The sequence below is a fragment of the Halorubrum xinjiangense genome (assembly GCF_049604745.1).
GTDB lineage: Archaea > Halobacteriota > Halobacteria > Halobacteriales > Haloferacaceae > Halorubrum > Halorubrum xinjiangense_A.
In genome coordinates, this window is the sequence record NZ_CP187139.1 from 18,800 (window position 1) to 37,003 (window position 18,204).

General features: G+C 57.8%; 12 protein-coding genes. 6 read left to right on the forward strand and 6 right to left on the reverse strand.

Annotated features, from left to right (window positions below; genetic code table 11):
* Positions 1 to 3: 3 nt before the first annotated feature.
* The 3 genes from ACOZ35_RS00100 to ACOZ35_RS00110 all read right to left on the reverse strand — a co-directional run bounded on the left by ACOZ35_RS00100 (position 4) and on the right by ACOZ35_RS00110 (position 4,086).
* Complete coding sequence (locus ACOZ35_RS00100) at positions 4 to 585, reverse strand: DUF7342 family protein (RefSeq protein WP_058365912.1); 582 nt, start codon at positions 583 to 585, stop codon at positions 4 to 6.
* Between the two features lie 504 nt (positions 586 to 1,089).
* On the reverse strand, positions 1,090 to 2,673 hold the full coding sequence (locus ACOZ35_RS00105) for a transposase (RefSeq protein ID WP_251331437.1): 1,584 nt from the start codon (positions 2,671 to 2,673) through the stop codon (positions 1,090 to 1,092).
* A gap of 615 nt (positions 2,674 to 3,288) precedes the next feature.
* Positions 3,289 to 4,086 carry a sulfite exporter TauE/SafE family protein gene (locus ACOZ35_RS00110; RefSeq protein ID WP_089767371.1) on the reverse strand — a complete coding sequence of 266 codons (798 nt, stop codon included), beginning with the start codon at positions 4,084 to 4,086 and terminating at the stop codon, positions 3,289 to 3,291.
* A 182-nt stretch (positions 4,087 to 4,268) separates the two neighbouring features.
* Here ACOZ35_RS00110 and ACOZ35_RS00115 point away from each other — a divergent pair, with 182 nt between their 5' ends.
* From ACOZ35_RS00115 to ACOZ35_RS00125, 3 genes are all read left to right on the forward strand, one after another.
* Complete coding sequence (locus ACOZ35_RS00115; protein WP_089767370.1) at positions 4,269 to 4,565, forward strand: hypothetical protein; 297 nt, start codon at positions 4,269 to 4,271, stop codon at positions 4,563 to 4,565.
* Positions 4,566 to 4,739: 174 nt separating this feature from the next.
* The gene (gene sufB, locus ACOZ35_RS00120; RefSeq protein ID WP_424013260.1) at positions 4,740 to 6,170 is read left to right on the forward strand and encodes a Fe-S cluster assembly protein SufB; all 1,431 of its coding nucleotides are present in this window, start codon (positions 4,740 to 4,742) and stop codon (positions 6,168 to 6,170) included.
* A gap of 4 nt (positions 6,171 to 6,174) precedes the next feature.
* A complete protein-coding gene (locus ACOZ35_RS00125) occupies positions 6,175 to 6,351 on the forward strand; it encodes a DUF7563 family protein (RefSeq protein ID WP_424013261.1) in 177 nt (58 codons plus the stop codon).
* A 136-nt stretch (positions 6,352 to 6,487) separates the two neighbouring features.
* Here ACOZ35_RS00125 and ACOZ35_RS00130 read toward each other — a convergent pair whose 3' ends face one another.
* Complete coding sequence (locus ACOZ35_RS00130) at positions 6,488 to 7,654, reverse strand: ISH3 family transposase (protein WP_424013262.1); 1,167 nt, start codon at positions 7,652 to 7,654, stop codon at positions 6,488 to 6,490.
* Between the two features lie 500 nt (positions 7,655 to 8,154).
* On the opposite strand from ACOZ35_RS00130, the gene ACOZ35_RS00135 reads away from it, so the two are divergent.
* From ACOZ35_RS00135 to ACOZ35_RS00145, 3 genes are all read left to right on the forward strand, one after another.
* Positions 8,155 to 9,189 carry a transcription initiation factor IIB gene (locus ACOZ35_RS00135; protein ID WP_089767367.1) on the forward strand — a complete coding sequence of 345 codons (1,035 nt, stop codon included), beginning with the start codon at positions 8,155 to 8,157 and terminating at the stop codon, positions 9,187 to 9,189.
* A 450-nt stretch (positions 9,190 to 9,639) separates the two neighbouring features.
* Positions 9,640 to 10,185: a HalOD1 output domain-containing protein gene (locus ACOZ35_RS00140; RefSeq protein ID WP_139175734.1), complete on the forward strand. Its 546-nt coding sequence runs from the start codon at positions 9,640 to 9,642 to the stop codon at positions 10,183 to 10,185.
* 382 nt (positions 10,186 to 10,567) lie between these two features.
* Positions 10,568 to 13,231, forward strand: a complete 2,664-nt coding sequence (locus tag ACOZ35_RS00145; RefSeq protein WP_424013263.1) for a PAS domain-containing protein — start codon at positions 10,568 to 10,570, stop codon at positions 13,229 to 13,231.
* A 133-nt stretch (positions 13,232 to 13,364) separates the two neighbouring features.
* Here the strand turns inward: ACOZ35_RS00145 and ACOZ35_RS00150 are convergent, their stop codons facing one another.
* Positions 13,365 to 14,291 carry a DUF7504 family protein gene (locus tag ACOZ35_RS00150; protein WP_424013264.1) on the reverse strand — a complete coding sequence of 309 codons (927 nt, stop codon included), beginning with the start codon at positions 14,289 to 14,291 and terminating at the stop codon, positions 13,365 to 13,367.
* 190 nt (positions 14,292 to 14,481) lie between these two features.
* Complete coding sequence (locus ACOZ35_RS00155; RefSeq protein ID WP_424013265.1) at positions 14,482 to 17,883, reverse strand: PAS domain-containing protein; 3,402 nt, start codon at positions 17,881 to 17,883, stop codon at positions 14,482 to 14,484.
* Between the last annotated feature and the right edge of the window lie 321 nt (positions 17,884 to 18,204).

The following is an 18,204-nucleotide window of genomic DNA, read 5'->3' on the forward strand; positions in this document are numbered from 1 at the left end:
TCGTTAGCTGCTGGCCTCAGCGGGCTCTGTCGTCGGAGCGAGGAAGTCCCATTCGCGGATGGCGAAGCCAACGATCTGGATACGCCGCTGAAGGTGCTCCCACTCGCGGGCAATCTCACGGCGACGATCTTCCTCCTCAGCGTCAAGAGACTCGTCAGCGAGCGTCCCGCGAAGCTGGTTCGGTGACTCGACCTCGAATTCATTCTCCCAGTCGCGAATCTGCGTCTTCATATCGGCGAGACGGTCCGTGAGTTCCTCGACAGTGTGCCCGCTGTCTCGAAGCCGCATCGCCTCCTGCATTGCTTGGCGGCGGTAATCAGGGTAATACGTGGTGTGAGTCCCGCTTTCGTCACGGTGGAGGATGCCATCGTCGACGAGCCGATCGAGGACGCGTTTGGTCGGCTCGTGTGACCAGCCCGCTTCCGAGGCGATCCAGTTCGCCGTCTGAGGCTCCGAAAGCTGCCGGGCGGTCATCCTCACGCGGTCTTCACCCGTGGTCTGGCGTTCCATCAGGCCCTCGGAGTTCGATTCGTCTTCGGACATACAACACCGTTCGCGCTTTATCTTAATATAGGTTGAGGTCATTAGTTCTATATCGAATGCGTTTCTTCGCCATCGCCTCGACCTCGGCTGAGGAGAGTCAGAGAAATCTCAAACCCCGTTCTTGGCAGTTCTACCCCGGGGGAAGCGCCGTCGTGAGGCGGTTGCAGCATTCGTGCTTCACCGACGGCGGCGGGGTACTTCAAACTGGTCGTGATTACCGGCGTAATCAGGACCATCGAGTACAGAAATCTCATAACCATTTTTCCGATGATAGAAGGGTTCTATCCCCTGAAATTCGGATTTGACCAACGGTATAAACCATATACCGATATACTAAAACCGCGACCGTGGAAGTCCACAGTTTCGGAGGATGGGCCAGTTTCAGGTCGAATTAGCATCAATTCGTTGGTTCTTCTCGCCGACCAGTCCTGATTTGGATCACTACCGTTCGCATCTACCGGACGAACGTGCGAAATTACGCAGATTCTGCCGCTCCTGGTTAGGGTTGTCACTCCCAAAAGGCGGACTCAGTGGGGTATCAGCCGGTTAGTCGTGTGGAATCAACGACGAGGCAACGAGTTCAACACACTCACCCGCAGTCAACACGGGTGCGTAGTCCATCTCACCGTCGACGCCTGCTTTCAGCAGGAAGTCGGTGAGCCGCCAGATATTGTACAAGAGGACCGCGAACACGAAGTAGAACAAGCGAACGCGGTAGTCTTTCGAGGAGGTCTTCGCGAGAAAGTCACCTTTGATCGATTTGTACTCGCTCTCGATTTGCCACCGGTGACTATACCGTCTACAGAACGTCTCGGCCTCACCGGGTCCCACTCGGAAATTCGTCGCGAAGACGGCCGTTCCTTCCCCACTCGTCGACGGCACGTACAGGAGCCGCATTGGATGCGATCCAGATTCCACATGGACAGAAGCCGACTCAACAGCCACCTCTTGGTCGTCTTCCCCCATTTGTTTGAGTACATCCCGTTCAGAGCTGGAGACTCGCTTCGGAATGAGGTAGTTCACATCGAGGTTTGAGAGCGTCTGAAACACGCGTATCGAATCGAACTCCCGATCACACAGCACTGTCTCGATTGGAACATGCTCTTTCGCTCGTCGAACGAGTCGCCGAACAGTACGATGGATCTGATTCGACGGGTTCTCATCCCACTCAGAACTCTCTCGAACCGGCTCGACAGCTAAGACCAGCGGGATGTTCTGTCCGATGATCGAGAGGGTCGCAAATTTAAACGCTCGACCGTCTCTGTCCTTCGTTCCACTGACCATCGGCATCCCTTCGACATCCCCGTAGTAGGGAATGGTCGTGATATCGATCGCGGCAGTGACTGGCCGGCGGAACGATGCTTCAGAAGCAATCACGGAAAGCAAGCGATCCGTTGTCTCGTTGAAGCCGTCGACGAGCTCGTCAGGATCGAACTGCTTGACGGTGCGAAGGTGGGTATCGCCATGCGGGCCGTAGTCCTCGCCACGCCGGTACTGAAAGCGAGTAGCTCCCTGCGTGGCTCCGCACCGAACCATCCCCATGAATGTCTGTAACTCGAAAAATTGCGTGTCCTCGTACGAGGCGTTCGGCGCCCGATCAGAGTCGAAGTGTCCGAAGGCGTGATCACGCGCGAGGCGCGTTGTCTGAACAATCTCCTCCTGTGAGAAGGATTCGTCTTCTACTGAGTCTGTATCTTCTTGCTCATTGTCGACGATCTCTGCCTTAGGCCGCACCTCCGGCGCTGAGATGCTGCGATCATGGACTTCTTTGACAACGAAGTGGGCGGCAGCGTGGATGTATTCGTGGGTCGCGTCGTCGAATCGATTTCGCCACGCACGAGAGAATGCTGATTCGTCGGGCACTCGACTGAAGCCGAGGATAGTCGCTACTTCCGGTTGTCGGGTGAGTCGTCGAGTGAAGTTGGCGTATGAGTCACCCGTTATCTCCATGAACACGAACGAGAGAACCATTGCGCGAAAGGAGAGCGGCGCAGGATGCCACGCTGGATACCCGTCTTCGATAGCATCTATCGAATGATCGAGCTTCTCGAACGCGGTGACGAGATCGGTTTCTTTGAGTTTGTTCCGAATAGTAATCCCCAGTTGGTACGCTTCACACAGAGAGCGCATTCACAGACGCTCGTCGCGAGTTGAGTCGTCAGAACAGTGCATGTGATTTCTGAGGCGGTTAACAGTAAAGTGGTCTACTTACTCTATCTCTGTCATTTGGATTTTATCGACGGGTGGTCGATCGCTACTCTTGGACCCGATAGTCGATCCGACGTGATTATTAGCAAATGCTTTGGATTCATCTGTTTCAGAGAACCCCCATTAAATCCGGCCCTATATCCCCAATCACGTCTATTTTGTTGGCGTAAGTTAGCCCAGTCGCATCCGATAAAGTATCCAGTTCGGTCGGTATTGGCCTCTTTTTGTCAGTTCCTCCCGGAATCTCCCAGTCGACACGAGAGTGGTCTGAAATTACGGTCTCCCCCCTGTCCAGTTGTTCGATATATCGAAGTGATATGGAAAGAGTCCGTACGTGAGGTACAGGACCAGACGAGGTGTGTAATGTCTTTAAAATCCTCAACAGACCCCCGTCTGGATTCCGGGTGTATGTCAACTTAGGAGACCTGTCTGTTGGGTCTGCCGCGGTCTCAGGTCACGGTTTCGCCTCGATATCCCGTGTTCTGCCCTGAGAAATCTACTGGATTAGCTACTAATTCGACAGATCTATCGAATGCGTCAGTGTCCCATCCCACCGAGAGGCTGATAATGTGGGAACATTGGGTGTGGGAGGTGTATACCGAGTGCCATCAGTCCGTGCGCGAACAACACGTACCCCAGCACAACGAACACAACGCCAAGCAACCGATGGACTCGACGCCGGTGGGCAACGTCGATCGACTGGATAATCGTTCCATAGAGGAAGACGGCCGGGATCGTCCCGATACCGAGGGCGCCGAGAGCGATTGCCCCAGTGGTCGGGGATCCGCTCGCGAAGGCGAACAGATACGCGGGATACAGCATCGGGCAGGGAAGAAGCGCGTGGACGGCGCCGAGGCCGACAATACTCGGGCTATTCACGTGTCGGTGAACTCTCGTCGCAAGCCACGACGTGACGCGCTGTACGCCGGGTATTCGGATATCGCCTCCACTCCCCCCGATGACGTACCGAACGCCCGTCGCCACGATGAATCCCCCTACCGCGAGACCGACAGCACCCCGCAGGAGATCAGCGATCGGTGTCAACTGGTCAGCGGTGACGAACACGACGCTCCCAAGTGCACCAAAGAGGGCCCCAAAAATTGCGTACGTCGTCGCCCGGCCGACGTTGAACAGGAAGTGCTGGCGAACCTCGTAGGTCGTGAGATGACCGGCACGCCCGTCGTTGGCCGTCACCGCCCCGCCGTCAGGCTGCGGCGTCATCTGCTTCGAGTACATCGTCACAAGCGGACCGCACATCCCGATACAGTGCGCGCCGCCCAGTACGCCGATGAGGACGAAGAGCATGACGTCAATCCGGAGGAGCGACTCGATCATAGTCGTTCTCGGTTGCGCATGGGGTTGTGTCGTCTGGTGTGTCTCTCGAACAAGCCCAGACAGATACCGCAGACATGTTACGATAGGCGAACAAGAGGTCGTGCTAGGCTAGAGACATTCGCAAGCATCTGGAGTGTAGCTTGGCGCAACAATTCTTCACAGTGGATGCGAATACACCAACAATGACGGACGAGATCGACATCCCAACCGAGCCGCGGGCTGCGGTCGACGCACTGGCGACCCACCTAACTGCGACCGCAGATCGCCCAGTACCGCCAGCGACGAACCGATGGCTCGGAGAGGCAGAAGCCGTCGCCCGCGATGCTACTAGTAATGATCTTGACACGCAAACCAGACAGAAACGGGTTCGGCAAGTTGCTACACTGCTTGAGTCGGCTGACGAAACGGATGATTCCGTCGCCGACCGCCACATCGAAGCGGCGATTGAATGCTGTCGAGTCGTTCTCGCTAACAAATGACGGTGGTCCTGTTTGTACGCAATAGCCCTCTCGCCACATATTAAATTCTACTAGGTAGAGAAACCAAATTAAACTACACAAAGTTATTCACTTTCGTTAAAGAAACCAGTATAAGTTACTAAAGTGTGTTCCAGCGCACCACACTTATATTTGTAGTCTCTGAAGAATACTTTGATGAGTTCAAAACAAGACGATCTCAAAGAGACGAACACCGAGGCCCGTTTCGAGTTCAAAAAGGAGGAGAAGTCCGCCTTCAAAAGCGAGAAGGGCCTCACCGAGGAGACGGTCCGCGTCATCTCGGAGGACAAAGACGAACCGGAGTGGATGTTGGAGCGCCGCCTGCGCGCGCTCGAACAGTTCCAAGAGATGCCGATGCCGACCGACTGGCCCGGGCAGCCGGATTTGAGCGAGGTCGATGTCGACGAGATCGTTCCCTACATCCGCCCGGACGTCGACGTTCGTGCCGGCGTCGACGACTGGACGGAGCTCCCGGACGACATCAAGGACACGTTCGATAAGCTGGGCATCCCGGAGGCCGAGAAGAACGCGCTCTCGGGCGTCGGCGCGCAGTACGAGTCGGAAGTCGTCTACCAGAACATGCAGGAGCGGTGGGAGGAGAAGGGCGTCATCTTCTGTAACATGGATGAGGCCGTCCAGGAACACGAGGAGCTCGTCCGCGAGCACTTCATGACGAAGTGCGTCCCCCCGAGCGACAACAAGTTCGCGGCGCTTCACGGCGCCATCTGGTCCGGCGGCTCGTTCGTCTACGTGCCCGAAAACACCACCGTCGACATGCCGGTGCAGGCGTACTTCCGGATGAACTCCGAGGGGATGGGGCAGTTTGAGCACACGCTCATCATCGCCGAAGAAGGCTCGGAGGTTCACTACATCGAGGGCTGCTCGGCGCCGAAGTACTCGAAGTTCAATCTTCACTGTGGCGGCGTTGAAGTATTCGTCGACGAGGACGCCCACGTCCAGTACTCGACTGTCCAGAACTGGTCGAAGAACACGTACAACCTCAACACGAAGCGCGCCATCGCCGAGAAAGGCGGGCGCATGGAGTGGATCTCCGGGTCGATGGGGTCGAAGGCGACGATGCTGTACCCCTCGACGATCCTGAAGGGGCGCGGTGCGTCCGACAACCACATCACCATCGCGTTCGCGGGCGAGGGCCAGGACATCGACACCGGCGCGAAGGTGTACCACAACGCGCCGGACACGAAGTCCACCGTCGAGTCGAAGTCGATCGCGAAGGACGGCGGCCGCACCAACTACCGCGGGCTCGTCCACATCGCCGACGGGGCGGAGAACTCCTCGACTGCCGTGGAGTGTGACGCGCTGATGTTCGACAACGAGTCGACCTCCGATACGATGCCGTACATGGAGATCAACGAGTCGAAAGTCGACGTCGCCCACGAGGCGACCGTCGGGAAGATCGGCGACGAGGACATCTTCTACCTGCAGTCGCGGGGCCTCGACGACGACGACGCCAAGCAGATGATCGTTTCGGGCTTCATCGAGCCGATCACGGAGGAGCTGCCGATCGAGTACGCCGTCGAGCTGAACCGGCTCGTCGAACTCGAAATGGAGGGCTCGCTGGGGTGATCTGATGCCGGAATGTGCACACTGTGGAGCACACGTCTCACAACAATTTGTGACCGTGTTCGGGTTAGACGGTGGTGACGTAGTCGCCTGTCCAGCATGTTCCGGTCGGGCACACATAGCAGAGACGATCGTGGATCGATACTCAGTACCTCACAAAGCGTCACCCACTAATCCGATCTGAGTCACTTCTTCTGTCTCGATGAGCCGTCTGTAGTGGTCGATCTTCGCTGAGGGTGGATGGAGCTGTCGCTGTCGGCGGCGATCAGCCGCCGACGCGACAGCGTTGCCACTCCCGAAGAGGCGTGCTCGATCGGTGATTATCGGTGGAACCGATCGTCAGGTGGCCTATTCGCGGGGACGGCCCGACGCACAGCGAGGGCCGTCCACGCTGCTCGGCACAGCATGTTGATGAACTCCTCGAACGACCAGGACCAGAGGCGACGCCCGCCACGGCGGGGCGTCGCCACATACTCCCAATGGAGATATCGCCAGACATTCTGTAAGAGTAGGCTCACCACGACGTACAACAGCCGTACGACCGGATTCTGCGTCGTAGTCGTCACGATACTTTGTTCGGAGAGTCGGTAGCTGGCCTCGATACCGAAGCGTTTCGAGTAGTGGTATCGAGCATCTCGTGGTGTTTCAATGAACGGCGCGTCAGCGGCGTAGCCGTGACGCGCCACTCCGTGTTCGTCGTATCGTCCTTTTTGATAGGTACAGTCGATGTAGACGGGAAACTCGACGGTCCAGCTATGACCGTCGAGTTTCCCCGTCAGCTCATGTTGGATGACGCGGCTCCACCCTTCCGAAAGTTCCTGCTTGATCGTCTTTCCCCACCGGACGATCGGCATCACGTACGCGTAGTTGTGAGCGTGAAGGAGCGTGAGACACTTGCTATCGTAGAATTCTCGGTCAAGATAGACGGCCTTGACGCTGAGGTCAAGGCCGTCGAGCAGACCAAGAAACTCAGCGAGGACACTGCTGGCGGTGTCGCCGTCGACGAGACGGCGCACCGCCAGCGTGTATCGCTTATTCTTCACACGCGCGTAGAGTGTCGCATAGGCATGGAATGCGGTGGTTCCATGCTTTGCTTCCGAGTGATAGAGCCCATGTGTCTCCTCTTCGTCACCATAGTAGGGCCGCAGGTGGAGGTCTGCGACGACCTCCACCTGCTCAGGGAGAACTTCTAGAACGTCCTTTTGCAGGAGTGCGTTCCCGACTTGTTCAACCGACGTTAGGTCGAACTTCTCGCGGAGGTGGTACAGAATCGTGTTTTGGTGAGGGGAATCTTCACTGGTCTCACAGAGTTCGGATACCGAGGTCCCGTCGGCGCAAGCGCCGACTAGGACCTCGTAGATATCCTCAGCTTCGATTTCAGCATTAGCGCCAAGACTGAGATCAACTTCCTCGTCAAGCGTGTTGACGAGGAAGTTAAGGAGCTGGTCTTCGTGGATTTCACCGTCTGCTTGCTTGGTAGTAGACACACCTTCAGCAAGCAGACCTCTCAACTAACCGGCTTTGTGAAGTACTGATACTAGTCTCAGACCATGGAACACTGCTTTGCGTGTGAGACCGATTATGGGTATCTTGGGACAAGCCCACACGAGGGGTCCTGTCCAGCCTGTGACTCGACTGCTGTCACTCCCGCAGGCGACCTCAGGGTCGTCGACACGACAACGTGGGAGAGTGTGAACGGGCTCTCAACGATCCACGTGACAGCGACTGACGACCGATCACGTCGGTTTGAATTTGTTGTTGCGGCGCGGCGGGGACGAGGGAAACTCGTCTGTCTCGCGATCGATGGAGTGACAGTACCCACCGAGACAGTGTGGTCAGTTCCATCTGCGGTTGCTACGAGAGTTACCGCGCATGGTATCAGGATCAGCGACTCAACGCCGGCTCAGAGCCCATAATGAACAGTACTGGCCAGACACACAGTCGAACGCGTCTGTTCTGCCCCGGTCACGAGAGGTGATTCGACTTGATGAACGAGCGCACTAACGAAGAGCGACCGGACACAGTTTCCCGCAAAAACGGTACTGATGCGCCCTCATCGAGCGAAACTGGCGACGGACAGTCTGTTACCGACGCAGTTTCGGTGGAGAATGGGGACGAACGGCACAGTCAGACTACGTGTCCGGAGTGTCACGGGCGACTTCGTCGAGCCGATGATGAGGTTGATGCGGTCTGTGACGACTGTGGACTCGTCGTTTCAGACGCGACGCTTGATACGAACATCAAACTGTACACGCCGAACGGCACCGGCGATGAGGACTCCCGCGTCGGACCAGCAAGCACGAACCTCTTACACGATAAGGGGTTGTCGACGATGATTGGGTGGCAAAACACAGATGCGAAGGGGAACGCGCTGTCAGGAGAACAGCGACAACAGATGCGCCGCCTGCGACGGTGGGATGAGCGCTTCCGACGGCGCTCATCTGCGGATAGGAATCTCATACATGCACTCGGTGAGATCAACCGCATGGCTTCCGCGCTTGGTGCGCCGGACAGCACCCGAGAGACAGCAGGCGTCATCTATCGTCGCGCACTTGCGGACGGACTCGTTACGGGTCGAGCCGTTGAAAGCGTCGCCACTGCGGCGATATACGCGGCGAGTCGCATGGACGGTGTCCCGCGCTCTACCGACGAGGTCTCGGCAGTGAGCCGCGTCGAACAAATTCGCGTTGAGCGGGCATATCGACACGTCTCACGTGAACTCGGGTTAGAAATCGCCCCGACAGACCCCCGTTCGTTCATCGGACGGATCGCGTCGGACGTGGAGTGTACGGACGCAACAGAGCGAGAGGCACGACGTCTCGCCGGAATAGCGGTTGAAAACGGCGTTCACAGCGGGAAACATCCGGTAGGCATCGCCGCTGGGGCATTGTACGCGGCCGCTAAGCGATGCGATGAGTCGCTCCGACAGACAGATATCGCTGATGCTACGGACGTGAGCGAGATGACGATACGGAACCGGTATCCTGAGATTTTGGCCGCAACAGATACGGAGGATGAGTAGACACAGTGAATGACAACGCTGCCCCCGAACTCAGAGGCGTATCTGGCTAACCCACATACAAGCTTGCTGCTGTATGGCGATTCAGCACAGCCTCTTACCCCCAAATATTCGATTCTTTTGTTCGATGCCGGACTGTTCCGCCAAAGAAAATAACTTTTCTTCGACTGACTGAAACCTGTCGACCTCTAGACTAGGTTGACGCTATCGACGAAGTGAGGAATCTGTCAGAGGCAAAACGCGTGGCTCGAATGGACCATCGAGTCACGCGGGTTTCCGCTCTAAGCCAGGCGATCTGTGACTGATTCGATAATCGCGGTTGTCTTATGAAGTGTACCAGCGGATGTCTGTCGAGAGTCGCGCACACGTACATATCCGGTATAGGCCATGAGAGGCGGAGTGGTCCGCGAGACGAAATATATTGATCCACTATTTATGTATATTGACAGACCTATGAACTCGGACTCGTCAGTTACTCGGTTTGATCCGACGACTACTCGGTCAGCACTCGACGCTGTATTCACTGCTGTCTCCGAGTTTAAAAATACAGATGCGAAAAATCTCCGGCGTCTCGACAGATATATTGACGCCGACACAATCAACCTCCTGTTTGGTGGTCCGGATAGTTCAACAACGCGTATTGAAGAGGGGACCCTTTCGTTTCGATACGACGATGTATTCGTGACTGTGACACATGACGGATGGATCGAGGTCGTCGACGCAGACGCGTTCCCCACACGGCCAGCACACCATAGACTGTCAGCCGACGCACGCGCACAGCAATCGACCGAAGCGGCTCTCGAAGCGGCGGCAGCGGCGTTTGCCGAGGCCGAAGAATACGTCTGGACCGCCGCTAGCAACACTTCGGATACTGAACTCGGCGATCCGCTCTGGGCAGTGGTGGAGCAACTCTGGGCCATTCAGACATCGATTGACGACCTGACCGCGCAGTCGTCTTCGACTGAACCGCTGGCAACACAGACAGATGACCAGTTGTGACGAGATGACCGATGACGCACTGTTCAACCTCGGCATCGATCTCAACCGAGAAGAGACAGTAGGTGGCGCTATTGATCGGACACTGACTGCGGTCCGTACCACACTGGGGGACACAGTTATTACCGTGTGGCGAAACCGCAACGAGCATGGTAGTAACCCCGAGAATGCCCAATCGCCGGAACAGCCGTCCCCACCGTTGTTCGGTTCCGAACGCCATACGGGTCGGTCGGCTCGAATCCCTTCACCAGACGCAGCTCTAATCAAGCGATGTTTCACGGCTGATGCGCCGGTTCGAACTGACGGGGTGGCCGGACCAATCGCACCGGATGATAACCGCTGGCTTCCGCGTCAGGAACTTTTCGTTCCGATCGATTCCGAGCGTGTGCTATCGGTTGGCTGGGATCACCACGATCTCGCGACCGCGTTGGACGAGGCCGCTGTCCGTGATGTTCTCGAGCGAGCAGCAGGGTCACTCGCCGCGGCACTCGACCGTATTAGCTCCCAGACCCGTGACCCGACAGGCGAGATCGCCTCGGATATTCGCCTCGGTGCGTTTCAACAGGCGATCGAGGACGCCGCCGATGGCGTCGCCATCCTTGACGACGAGGCGTACGTCTATATCGACCAGACGCACGTCGATATGTACGGATTCGACAGCAAACAGGAGCTACTCGGTCGAAGTTGGCGGGAGCTATACGCTGCGGATGAAGCGGCACGGATCGAGAAGGAAGCTTTCGACGCGCTCGAACGCGATGGTCACTGGCAGGGGCGAGTAACGGGAAGTCGGCCAGATGGAACGACGTTCCCGGCGGAGCTGTCCCTGACGATGGTCACCCCATCCCGAATGGTCTGTACGGTGCGTGACGTGAGCGATCGTGAAGCACGGGAACACGAACTCGCATTAAAAGAGCGGGCGCTGGACGAAGCAGGGACCAGCATCCAGATTACGGACCCAACCCAACCGGGGAACCCGTTGGTGTACGTTAACGAGGAATTTGTACAGCTAACCGGATACGAGCGGTCAGAGGCTCTCGGCCGAAACCCGAGATTCCTCCAGGGCCCCGGATCAGATTCGGAGACGACAAAGCGAATCCGTACGGCGATCGAAACCGAGCGACCGATAACAACTAAGCTGAGAAACTACACCGCGGGGGGTGAACCGTACTGGGCGAAGCTCTCCGTGACGCCGGTTCGAGACGCAAACGGAATCGTGACAAACTACATCGGGGTTCAACACGATATTACCGAGCAACGACGGCGGATCAGAGAGCTCAGAAACCAGACTGAGCGGCTGGAACTCGTCCTCAGCGGGACGGAGACGGGCATCGGTGAGTGGGACTTCAGTACCAACACAGTCACGTTGGACGCCACTTTACGAGAGACGGTCGGAGCGAGCCCGACGACGATAGACGAATGGCAAGCAGTAGTTTATCCGGAGGACCGCGAACGTGCCGCTGACGCCCTGCGGCGCCCGATCGAGACCGGTGACCCGGCTGCTGAGACGATACGAATCGGGACGGATGACAGCGAAGTCACGTGGATAGATCTACACACCGTTGTGAGTGATGCGGGTGATGGCTCTGCCAGTGTGCTGGCGATGGGGCGAGACGCGACGAAGCGCTCCGAGCGTGTGAAATGGGCGTCGAAACTGTTTGATCAGGGCCCGCTGCTGTTCGTTCAAACTCGGGCCGTTGGCGGCGAAGCAGTCATTGAGGCCTGTGACCGGTCGTTTTCCGACGCGCTGGGGTACGAGCGCGAAGCGGTGGTTGGACAGCCGCTCAGTGAGTTTTACGACGATACCTCGGCCGATTCGCTCCAAACAGACGGCTACGAACGCGCGCTTAGCGGCGATCTTACCGTTGCGGAACGCACGCTCGTGACGACGGACGGCGACACGGTCCCGTGTCTGTTACGGGCGATCCCGCGCACCGTCGACGACGAAGTCGTAGGTACCGATGTGCTGTTCATCGATATCTCTGAACGCGAGAAGTACACTCGGCGACTGGAGGCAGTGTTTAACAGCCCGCACCAGTTTACCGCGTTAGTCCGCCCCAATAAAATCGTGACTGACGTGAACGATACGCTGGTTACACGCATCGGTGTGGATCGGTCGACTATAGTTGGTGAACCAATCGACAAATTCCCGTGGCTGAACCTTGATCCGAACCACGGACTCACGGTTTGTGAGGCGGTCAACCGCGCGGGTGACGGTGAACTCGTCCAGACCGAAGGAGAACTACAGGGTCCAGATGGTCTCGCACGCATCGACGTATCGTTCAAGCCGATTCGTAACGCCGCTGGTGAAATCACGCTGATCGCCGTTGAGGGGAAGGATATCACCGCGAAGACGCGACAGCGACAGCATTTACAAGTGTTCCAGCGGGTCGTCCGACACAACGTCCGCAACGATTTAAACAAGCTCGTGGGATGGACAACGATGCTCGCCGAGGAACCGGACGCTGACTGTCGTCAAGATCATCTCCGCCGACTGACGCGTATATTCGACGGATGGGAACGACTTACGAACAAAATGCAGGTGATCGATCGCGCGATACGGGAGATACCACACGACGAGTCGAGCGTTAACATCGCTGAGGTCACTGAAACGGCCGCAACGGCGGTACGAGATGACCACTCGGACGCAACGATCGCTGTCTCTGTCGACGCGACCGACGAGACAGTCTCACGATGGCTTACACACCCAGTTACCGAGGTGATAAAGAACGCGGTGGCCGCAGGAGACCGAGAAGACCCGTACGTCAACGTATCGGTGAGACAGGTCGACAACGGCTGGCTCCAGATCGTCGTGGCCGACGACGGGCCTGGCATGCCAGATATCGAGCGGGAGGTACTCGTCACCGGCGAAGAGACGCCGTTACAGCACGGTTCTGGGCTCGGGATCTGGCTGATTCGGATGTTAGTCTCGGTACTCGGCGGGGAGATCGACGTCGACGTGACCGACACAGGTACCGAAGTTGTGCTTCGCGTTCCGACGTCGTCAGCAAACCGTAATCTGGGTTTAGCCGCACCCGGGCAGATGTCCTAGGGGGCATACCGTACAAACTGCGAGGCGTGTGGAAGGGTCGGCAAAGCCCCGTCTCACAACGAGGGTCAGCGATCCGAAACCCAGCAACCGAGGCCGGGTTGTGACACGGACTCGTCGGGTAACAGTACCGTATTCACTCCGGGGTAGACTCGCCGCCGTCTTCATCGACTATTCCGGAAGGCTGTCGGTCCACTGCTTGGGCCGACGCTTCACTATCCGAGCACGGCGCCGAGCCAACCACCTGCCATGTGGGGGCAACATCTCGCTTCCCACACACTCGCGCCTCAATCTGGCCGTCGTCGGTTCGCATCTCAATAACGTAATCGAAGTGTGCCGACCCAAACCAGCTGGAACCGTCGATGTCCCTCGCTGGTGGCAGGTGGATGAGCCCGCCGACGCCCTGATTTCGCCACTGGCCGACCAGTTCGTGGAGGAACCTATCGAGTGCAGTTGAGTCATGATGCGCCAGCAGTTGGGTCAACGTCGCGATCGCGAATGTTCCCGTTCGATCACCCATCGCGAGCTGCGTCGTCGCGCGTTCGGCGGCGACCCCAAGTGAAGTGAGGTCACCGCATCGGACCGGTCCGGAGTCGGTAGTCGCGACGTCAACACCGCCGTCGGTCTCGGCACCAGGGGTAGAATCGATGACGAGAGGGTCCATCGTCGAGAGCCGCGAGCGAACCTCATGGCGTGGGTACTTCGTCGTCAACACCGCGCCCTTCTCGGTCATCGCCGCGTACATGGCGTAAAAGAGGTCATCATATAATTGGGAGCTCGGCGCAGCAAATCCAACGATGTCGTCGTAGTGGACCGCAACATCGGTGATGAAAGCCGGTGCGATCGTTTCTGGAGACGGGTGTAAAACGGCTTCGAAGGCCTCACCGGGATGCCTTTCGGCTGCGAGAAGCCGGTCAACTAGCTTGTTCCCGTAGTCGTCGACGTAGACGGAAGAGTCGACCCATGACGAACGGTCTTCACTCGTCGCAGTCGGGGTGGGTTCAGTGGGCCGGTTCAGATACTCGTACACCATCATAGTCAACTCAGACGGCTGGATGCTCACTCAGTCTCACCCGCCCGCGGCGGTATCGGGTATAGAGGGCCCTTCATCGAGAGCCGCAGCGCGTTATTCCGTCCCGAGGTCATACTTGCTAATCTTTCAGTGTCAATACTATTTCTACGCCCGAAGATATGTGGCAGACAGAATAGATACCAAATATGTCCGTGTCTCAGTAGTAGTTCACAACCGTTTGTCACTCGAAGAAGCCGCGGATGATCTTCGACTCCGCGGCGCGCAGATGCTGGTGGAGCGTCGACGAAGACACGTCGAACCGGTCGGCGAGATCGGCACCGTTGATACCCCGCGGATCATCATAGTATCCTTCTTGGAGCGCTGTTTCGGCGATCTCCTGCTGTCGGCTCGTCAACTCTGTATTCCCGGCCGACTCGTCGCGTCTACCGGTTGACCCGGACAGATGGCGCTTCGAGACGAGCTGACACGAATCTGAGACGGTAGACAACTCCTCGCGGACCCGACCGATTACTCCCGGGTCCGTGGTCCAGAACTCCAACACGTCAGCATTCGGGCGGGAACGGACACTGCTCAGTTGTGTGTCTGTCCGCATGAGTACGTCGCGAACCGAGGCTAGCGACCGGTCTGGTGTATCTCTCATCCGCACAGCAATCTCGTGGACGCTGCTGTCGATCGAGTCGATGCTGTCTAGTTCGATGCCCGGCGTCGCCGCGACGTAGTCACGAAATGCGGTCTCGGTGTAGCCGTCGACGCGACCGGTAAGGTGAAAGTTTTCTCTGTCCGTTAGCGCGACGTGTTCGACGACGATTGTACCGGACGTCGAGAGGCCCGGAAAGAGCGGCGACGGATCCTGACATTCGAGGTCGAAGGCGATCGGTGCGTTCGACGCGCTCGCGGACTCAAGCGTTGACAGGCGCATTCCGGCGGCGTCCGCAACCGCACCAACTGCTTGGCGTTCTGGTTCGGCGAAGCGCTCGGCATCTGTACTGATGAACTCAGCGACGGCGTGGACGGTCCCGTAATGGCTCACTGGAACCGCGAGCGATTCCCGGTAGCCGAAATGGAGCAGTCGGTTAAGCCACTCGCCGTGACTTCCCCCAGTCTCTTGTCCATCGACGACACGCTGTGGTTCGTTTTGTGAGGCAGCGGTGATCGCGGGGAACGCCTGCCCGTCGTTTTCGTACAGCTTCGACGGTCCACCAGCCTCGGACACTTCGACCGGGGAAATTCGCTCTGTGACCGGATCGTACGTCCCGACGAACGCGTACTCCGCCACACGATCGCCGAAGTCGACAACCGCCTCACGCACTGCCGCCGACGTCTCCGCAGTCACGATCGCTTTAATAGCGTCGACCACTCCCTCCCACAGGTTCTGGTAGCGGTCCGCTTGCCGCTGGGTCCTGGCGACATCATTCGAGAGCCCCGCTATCGACGTTTCCTGGCGGAGTTGTGTGAGTGCTGCCGAGACCTGCTGGCTCACCGCCCCAATAAACGATTCCAACGTCTCGTCCCGTTCGTCGACGACTACGCTCAACAGGCTCGTCTCACCGAGCTGCGTGACGAGTGCCCGCTTCTCGGCCGCGCCGTCCACCTCGATAACGGCGTCGGCCGGGAGCCAGCACGTGTCTGACTCGGTGAACGCTCGCCAGAGGTCCGTCTCGCCCGGGTGAATTCGCCGTCGGCTACGTGAGTCGGCGTTGTCTCCCGCGGTCGCGAGCCGAACCAGCTCCCCCTCTGACGTATTGCGATCGTATATCGCGATCTCGTCGGCCGTCACCACGTCGGCGACCGCCTCGACGCACGCGTCGAACGCGTCTTCCGGATCCGCTGATTTGAATACGCGGTTGCTCACGGCGTAGAGGTTCGTCAACCGGCGCTGCCGGTCGAGTTCGTCACGCGCATCGGTGAGATCGGTGATGTCGTTGGCGACGCCGAGTACCGCGTCCTCATCGCTGTCGGCCGGCTTGAATGGTATTTTCCACGTTTCTAAGACCCGTTCGTTGCCCGCGGCGTCGGTCAGCGTCTCCTCGGTGCGATGGAGCGGCTCGCCGGTCTCAATCACCCGTCTATCGTCGTCGGTGAATGCGTCCACCTCGTCGGGCTCGGCCGTGTAGTCGGCATCAGTCGAACCGATCAGATCCGAGACGGTGGTACCGTACGCGTCAGCGACCGCTTCGTTCGCGAGCAAGAATTCGCCGTCGGTGTTCTTCGCGAATATCAGCTGCGGGACTGTATTCATGACACGTTCGAGCTGATTGCGTTCTGACGCTATGCGGTCGCGCGCAGTACGTAGTTGACGTCGCTGCGCGACGAGTTCGATTGCCGTCTGGAGGTACTGTGTGACGATCAAAATGAGCTCGCGTTCGTCCTCACTGAGATTGTCCGTTTCCGGCGATCCGACGAGAAACACGCCATCGTCGTCGATAGGGACAATAAATTCGGTACCGATTGGCGTGTCCTGGTTGTGAACGCCCACCTCAGCGGCGACATTCGGATAGTATGCCGGCGTCCCAGCATCGAACGCCTCCCACGCAAGCGATTCACCGGGGCGAAATGGCGGTACCTCCTCGACAATCGACGCTCCGCTACTGGAGACAGACACCGGAACGAGCACGTCAGTCGCGGTTTCCGCAGTTCCAGTCGGATTCGCTGTATCCGTCCCAGCAGGTTCGTGTGCCCAATACCCAGAGAACGGCCGATCAATAATCTCCGTCACTCCCTCGATCGCAGTATCGATCACGTCCTCGTAATCGTCTGCAGTCATCAGCTCTTCGGCAAGCGAACGTGTCTCCTCAAGGCGACGGAGTCGGCGTTCTTGTTCGGTGAGATCGAGATTAACGCAGGTGATTCCCCCGTCGGGAAGCTGTGCGAGCGACACGCGCTGTGTAATCGGCGTGCCGTCCCGTTTGACGCCGACCAACTCTCCGTCCCACGACCCCGTCTCCTCGACGACCGGGAGAACCTCGGTTTCGATTCGCTCGATGACGTCGTCCGCGTATATCTGCCGCCAGGTCCCGCCGAGCAGCTCCTCGGCGTCGTCGTACCCGAACATCGTGACGTGGGCGTCGTTGAGGTACGTGTACTCACCGTCACCGTTTAATAACGCAATACCGGAGGTCGTCAGGTCCATCGCGGCCGCCTGCTGTTCGAGCCGAGCCAAGTTCTCCATGCGTTCGCTGGCGTCTTGGAAGATTCCGAGGACGTACTCGGTGCCCGCGTGTGTAAACGTCGTTGACCTCACGTCGACGGGCACCGTCGACCCGTCGGCGCGCAGAATCGTTACCGGCTCCTCCGCGTCGGCGCGGACGTGTTTCTCCCGCCCGTCTTGGACTGCCTGAAACCCTTCTTGATGGCGCGTCTCAGTCTCTGGAGGGTGAAGTTCGGTCTGGTGCATCCCGATAAGCGAAGAGCGGTTGCGACCGAACAGCTCGGTCGCAGCCTCGTTTACCGCCACGACGGTTCCGGTGGCGGCCTCTGCGGCGAGGATCGGTGCTGGACCTTCTATCGCCAGCCGCGCGAGGAACGCGTCGGCTCCGTAGTCGGGAGACGTGGGTTCCGGACTCATCTTGTTATATAATTCACTATTCTGGACCAATTTGAGAGTATCGCCGTAATTGCCCATAACTAGATTTTACAGCCTAAGAGTGGGTTTCACAGGTAGTAGATTGATGTATTCATTATTGACAAATGAATATCTATTAAAATCGTTAATAAATGAGTTGAGAACCAGTACTGACTCTTACTCCGGATTTTGAACAGCACAACATCTGTTGAATAGAAGGCACACATCAAATATATCCTCCGAGGTTATGGGAAGTCACAGTTTCGGAGGATAGCCCAGTTTCAGATCGAATTAACATCACTTCGTGGTTCTTCTCACCGACCAGTCCTGATTTGGATCCTTACCGATCGCATCTACTGGGCGGACGTGCGAAATTGCGTA

Bases quoted from the DNA above. Each gene is read 5' to 3' on its own strand.
- sufB (WP_424013260.1), top strand. From the start codon at position 4,740: ATGAGTTCAAAACAAGACGATCTCAAAGAGACGAACACCGAGGCCCGT.
- ACOZ35_RS00135 (WP_089767367.1), top strand. From the start codon at position 8,155: ATGAACGAGCGCACTAACGAAGAGCGACCGGACACAGTTTCCCGCAAA.
- ACOZ35_RS00100 (WP_058365912.1), bottom strand. From the start codon at position 585: ATGACCTCAACCTATATTAAGATAAAGCGCGAACGGTGTTGTATGTCC.
- ACOZ35_RS00115 (WP_089767370.1), top strand. From the start codon at position 4,269: ATGACGGACGAGATCGACATCCCAACCGAGCCGCGGGCTGCGGTCGAC.
- ACOZ35_RS00140 (WP_139175734.1), top strand. From the start codon at position 9,640: ATGAACTCGGACTCGTCAGTTACTCGGTTTGATCCGACGACTACTCGG.
- ACOZ35_RS00110 (WP_089767371.1), bottom strand. From the start codon at position 4,086: ATGATCGAGTCGCTCCTCCGGATTGACGTCATGCTCTTCGTCCTCATC.
- ACOZ35_RS00105 (WP_251331437.1), bottom strand. From the start codon at position 2,673: ATGCGCTCTCTGTGTGAAGCGTACCAACTGGGGATTACTATTCGGAAC.
- ACOZ35_RS00125 (WP_424013261.1), top strand. From the start codon at position 6,175: ATGCCGGAATGTGCACACTGTGGAGCACACGTCTCACAACAATTTGTG.
- ACOZ35_RS00155 (WP_424013265.1), bottom strand. From the start codon at position 17,883: ATGGGCAATTACGGCGATACTCTCAAATTGGTCCAGAATAGTGAATTA.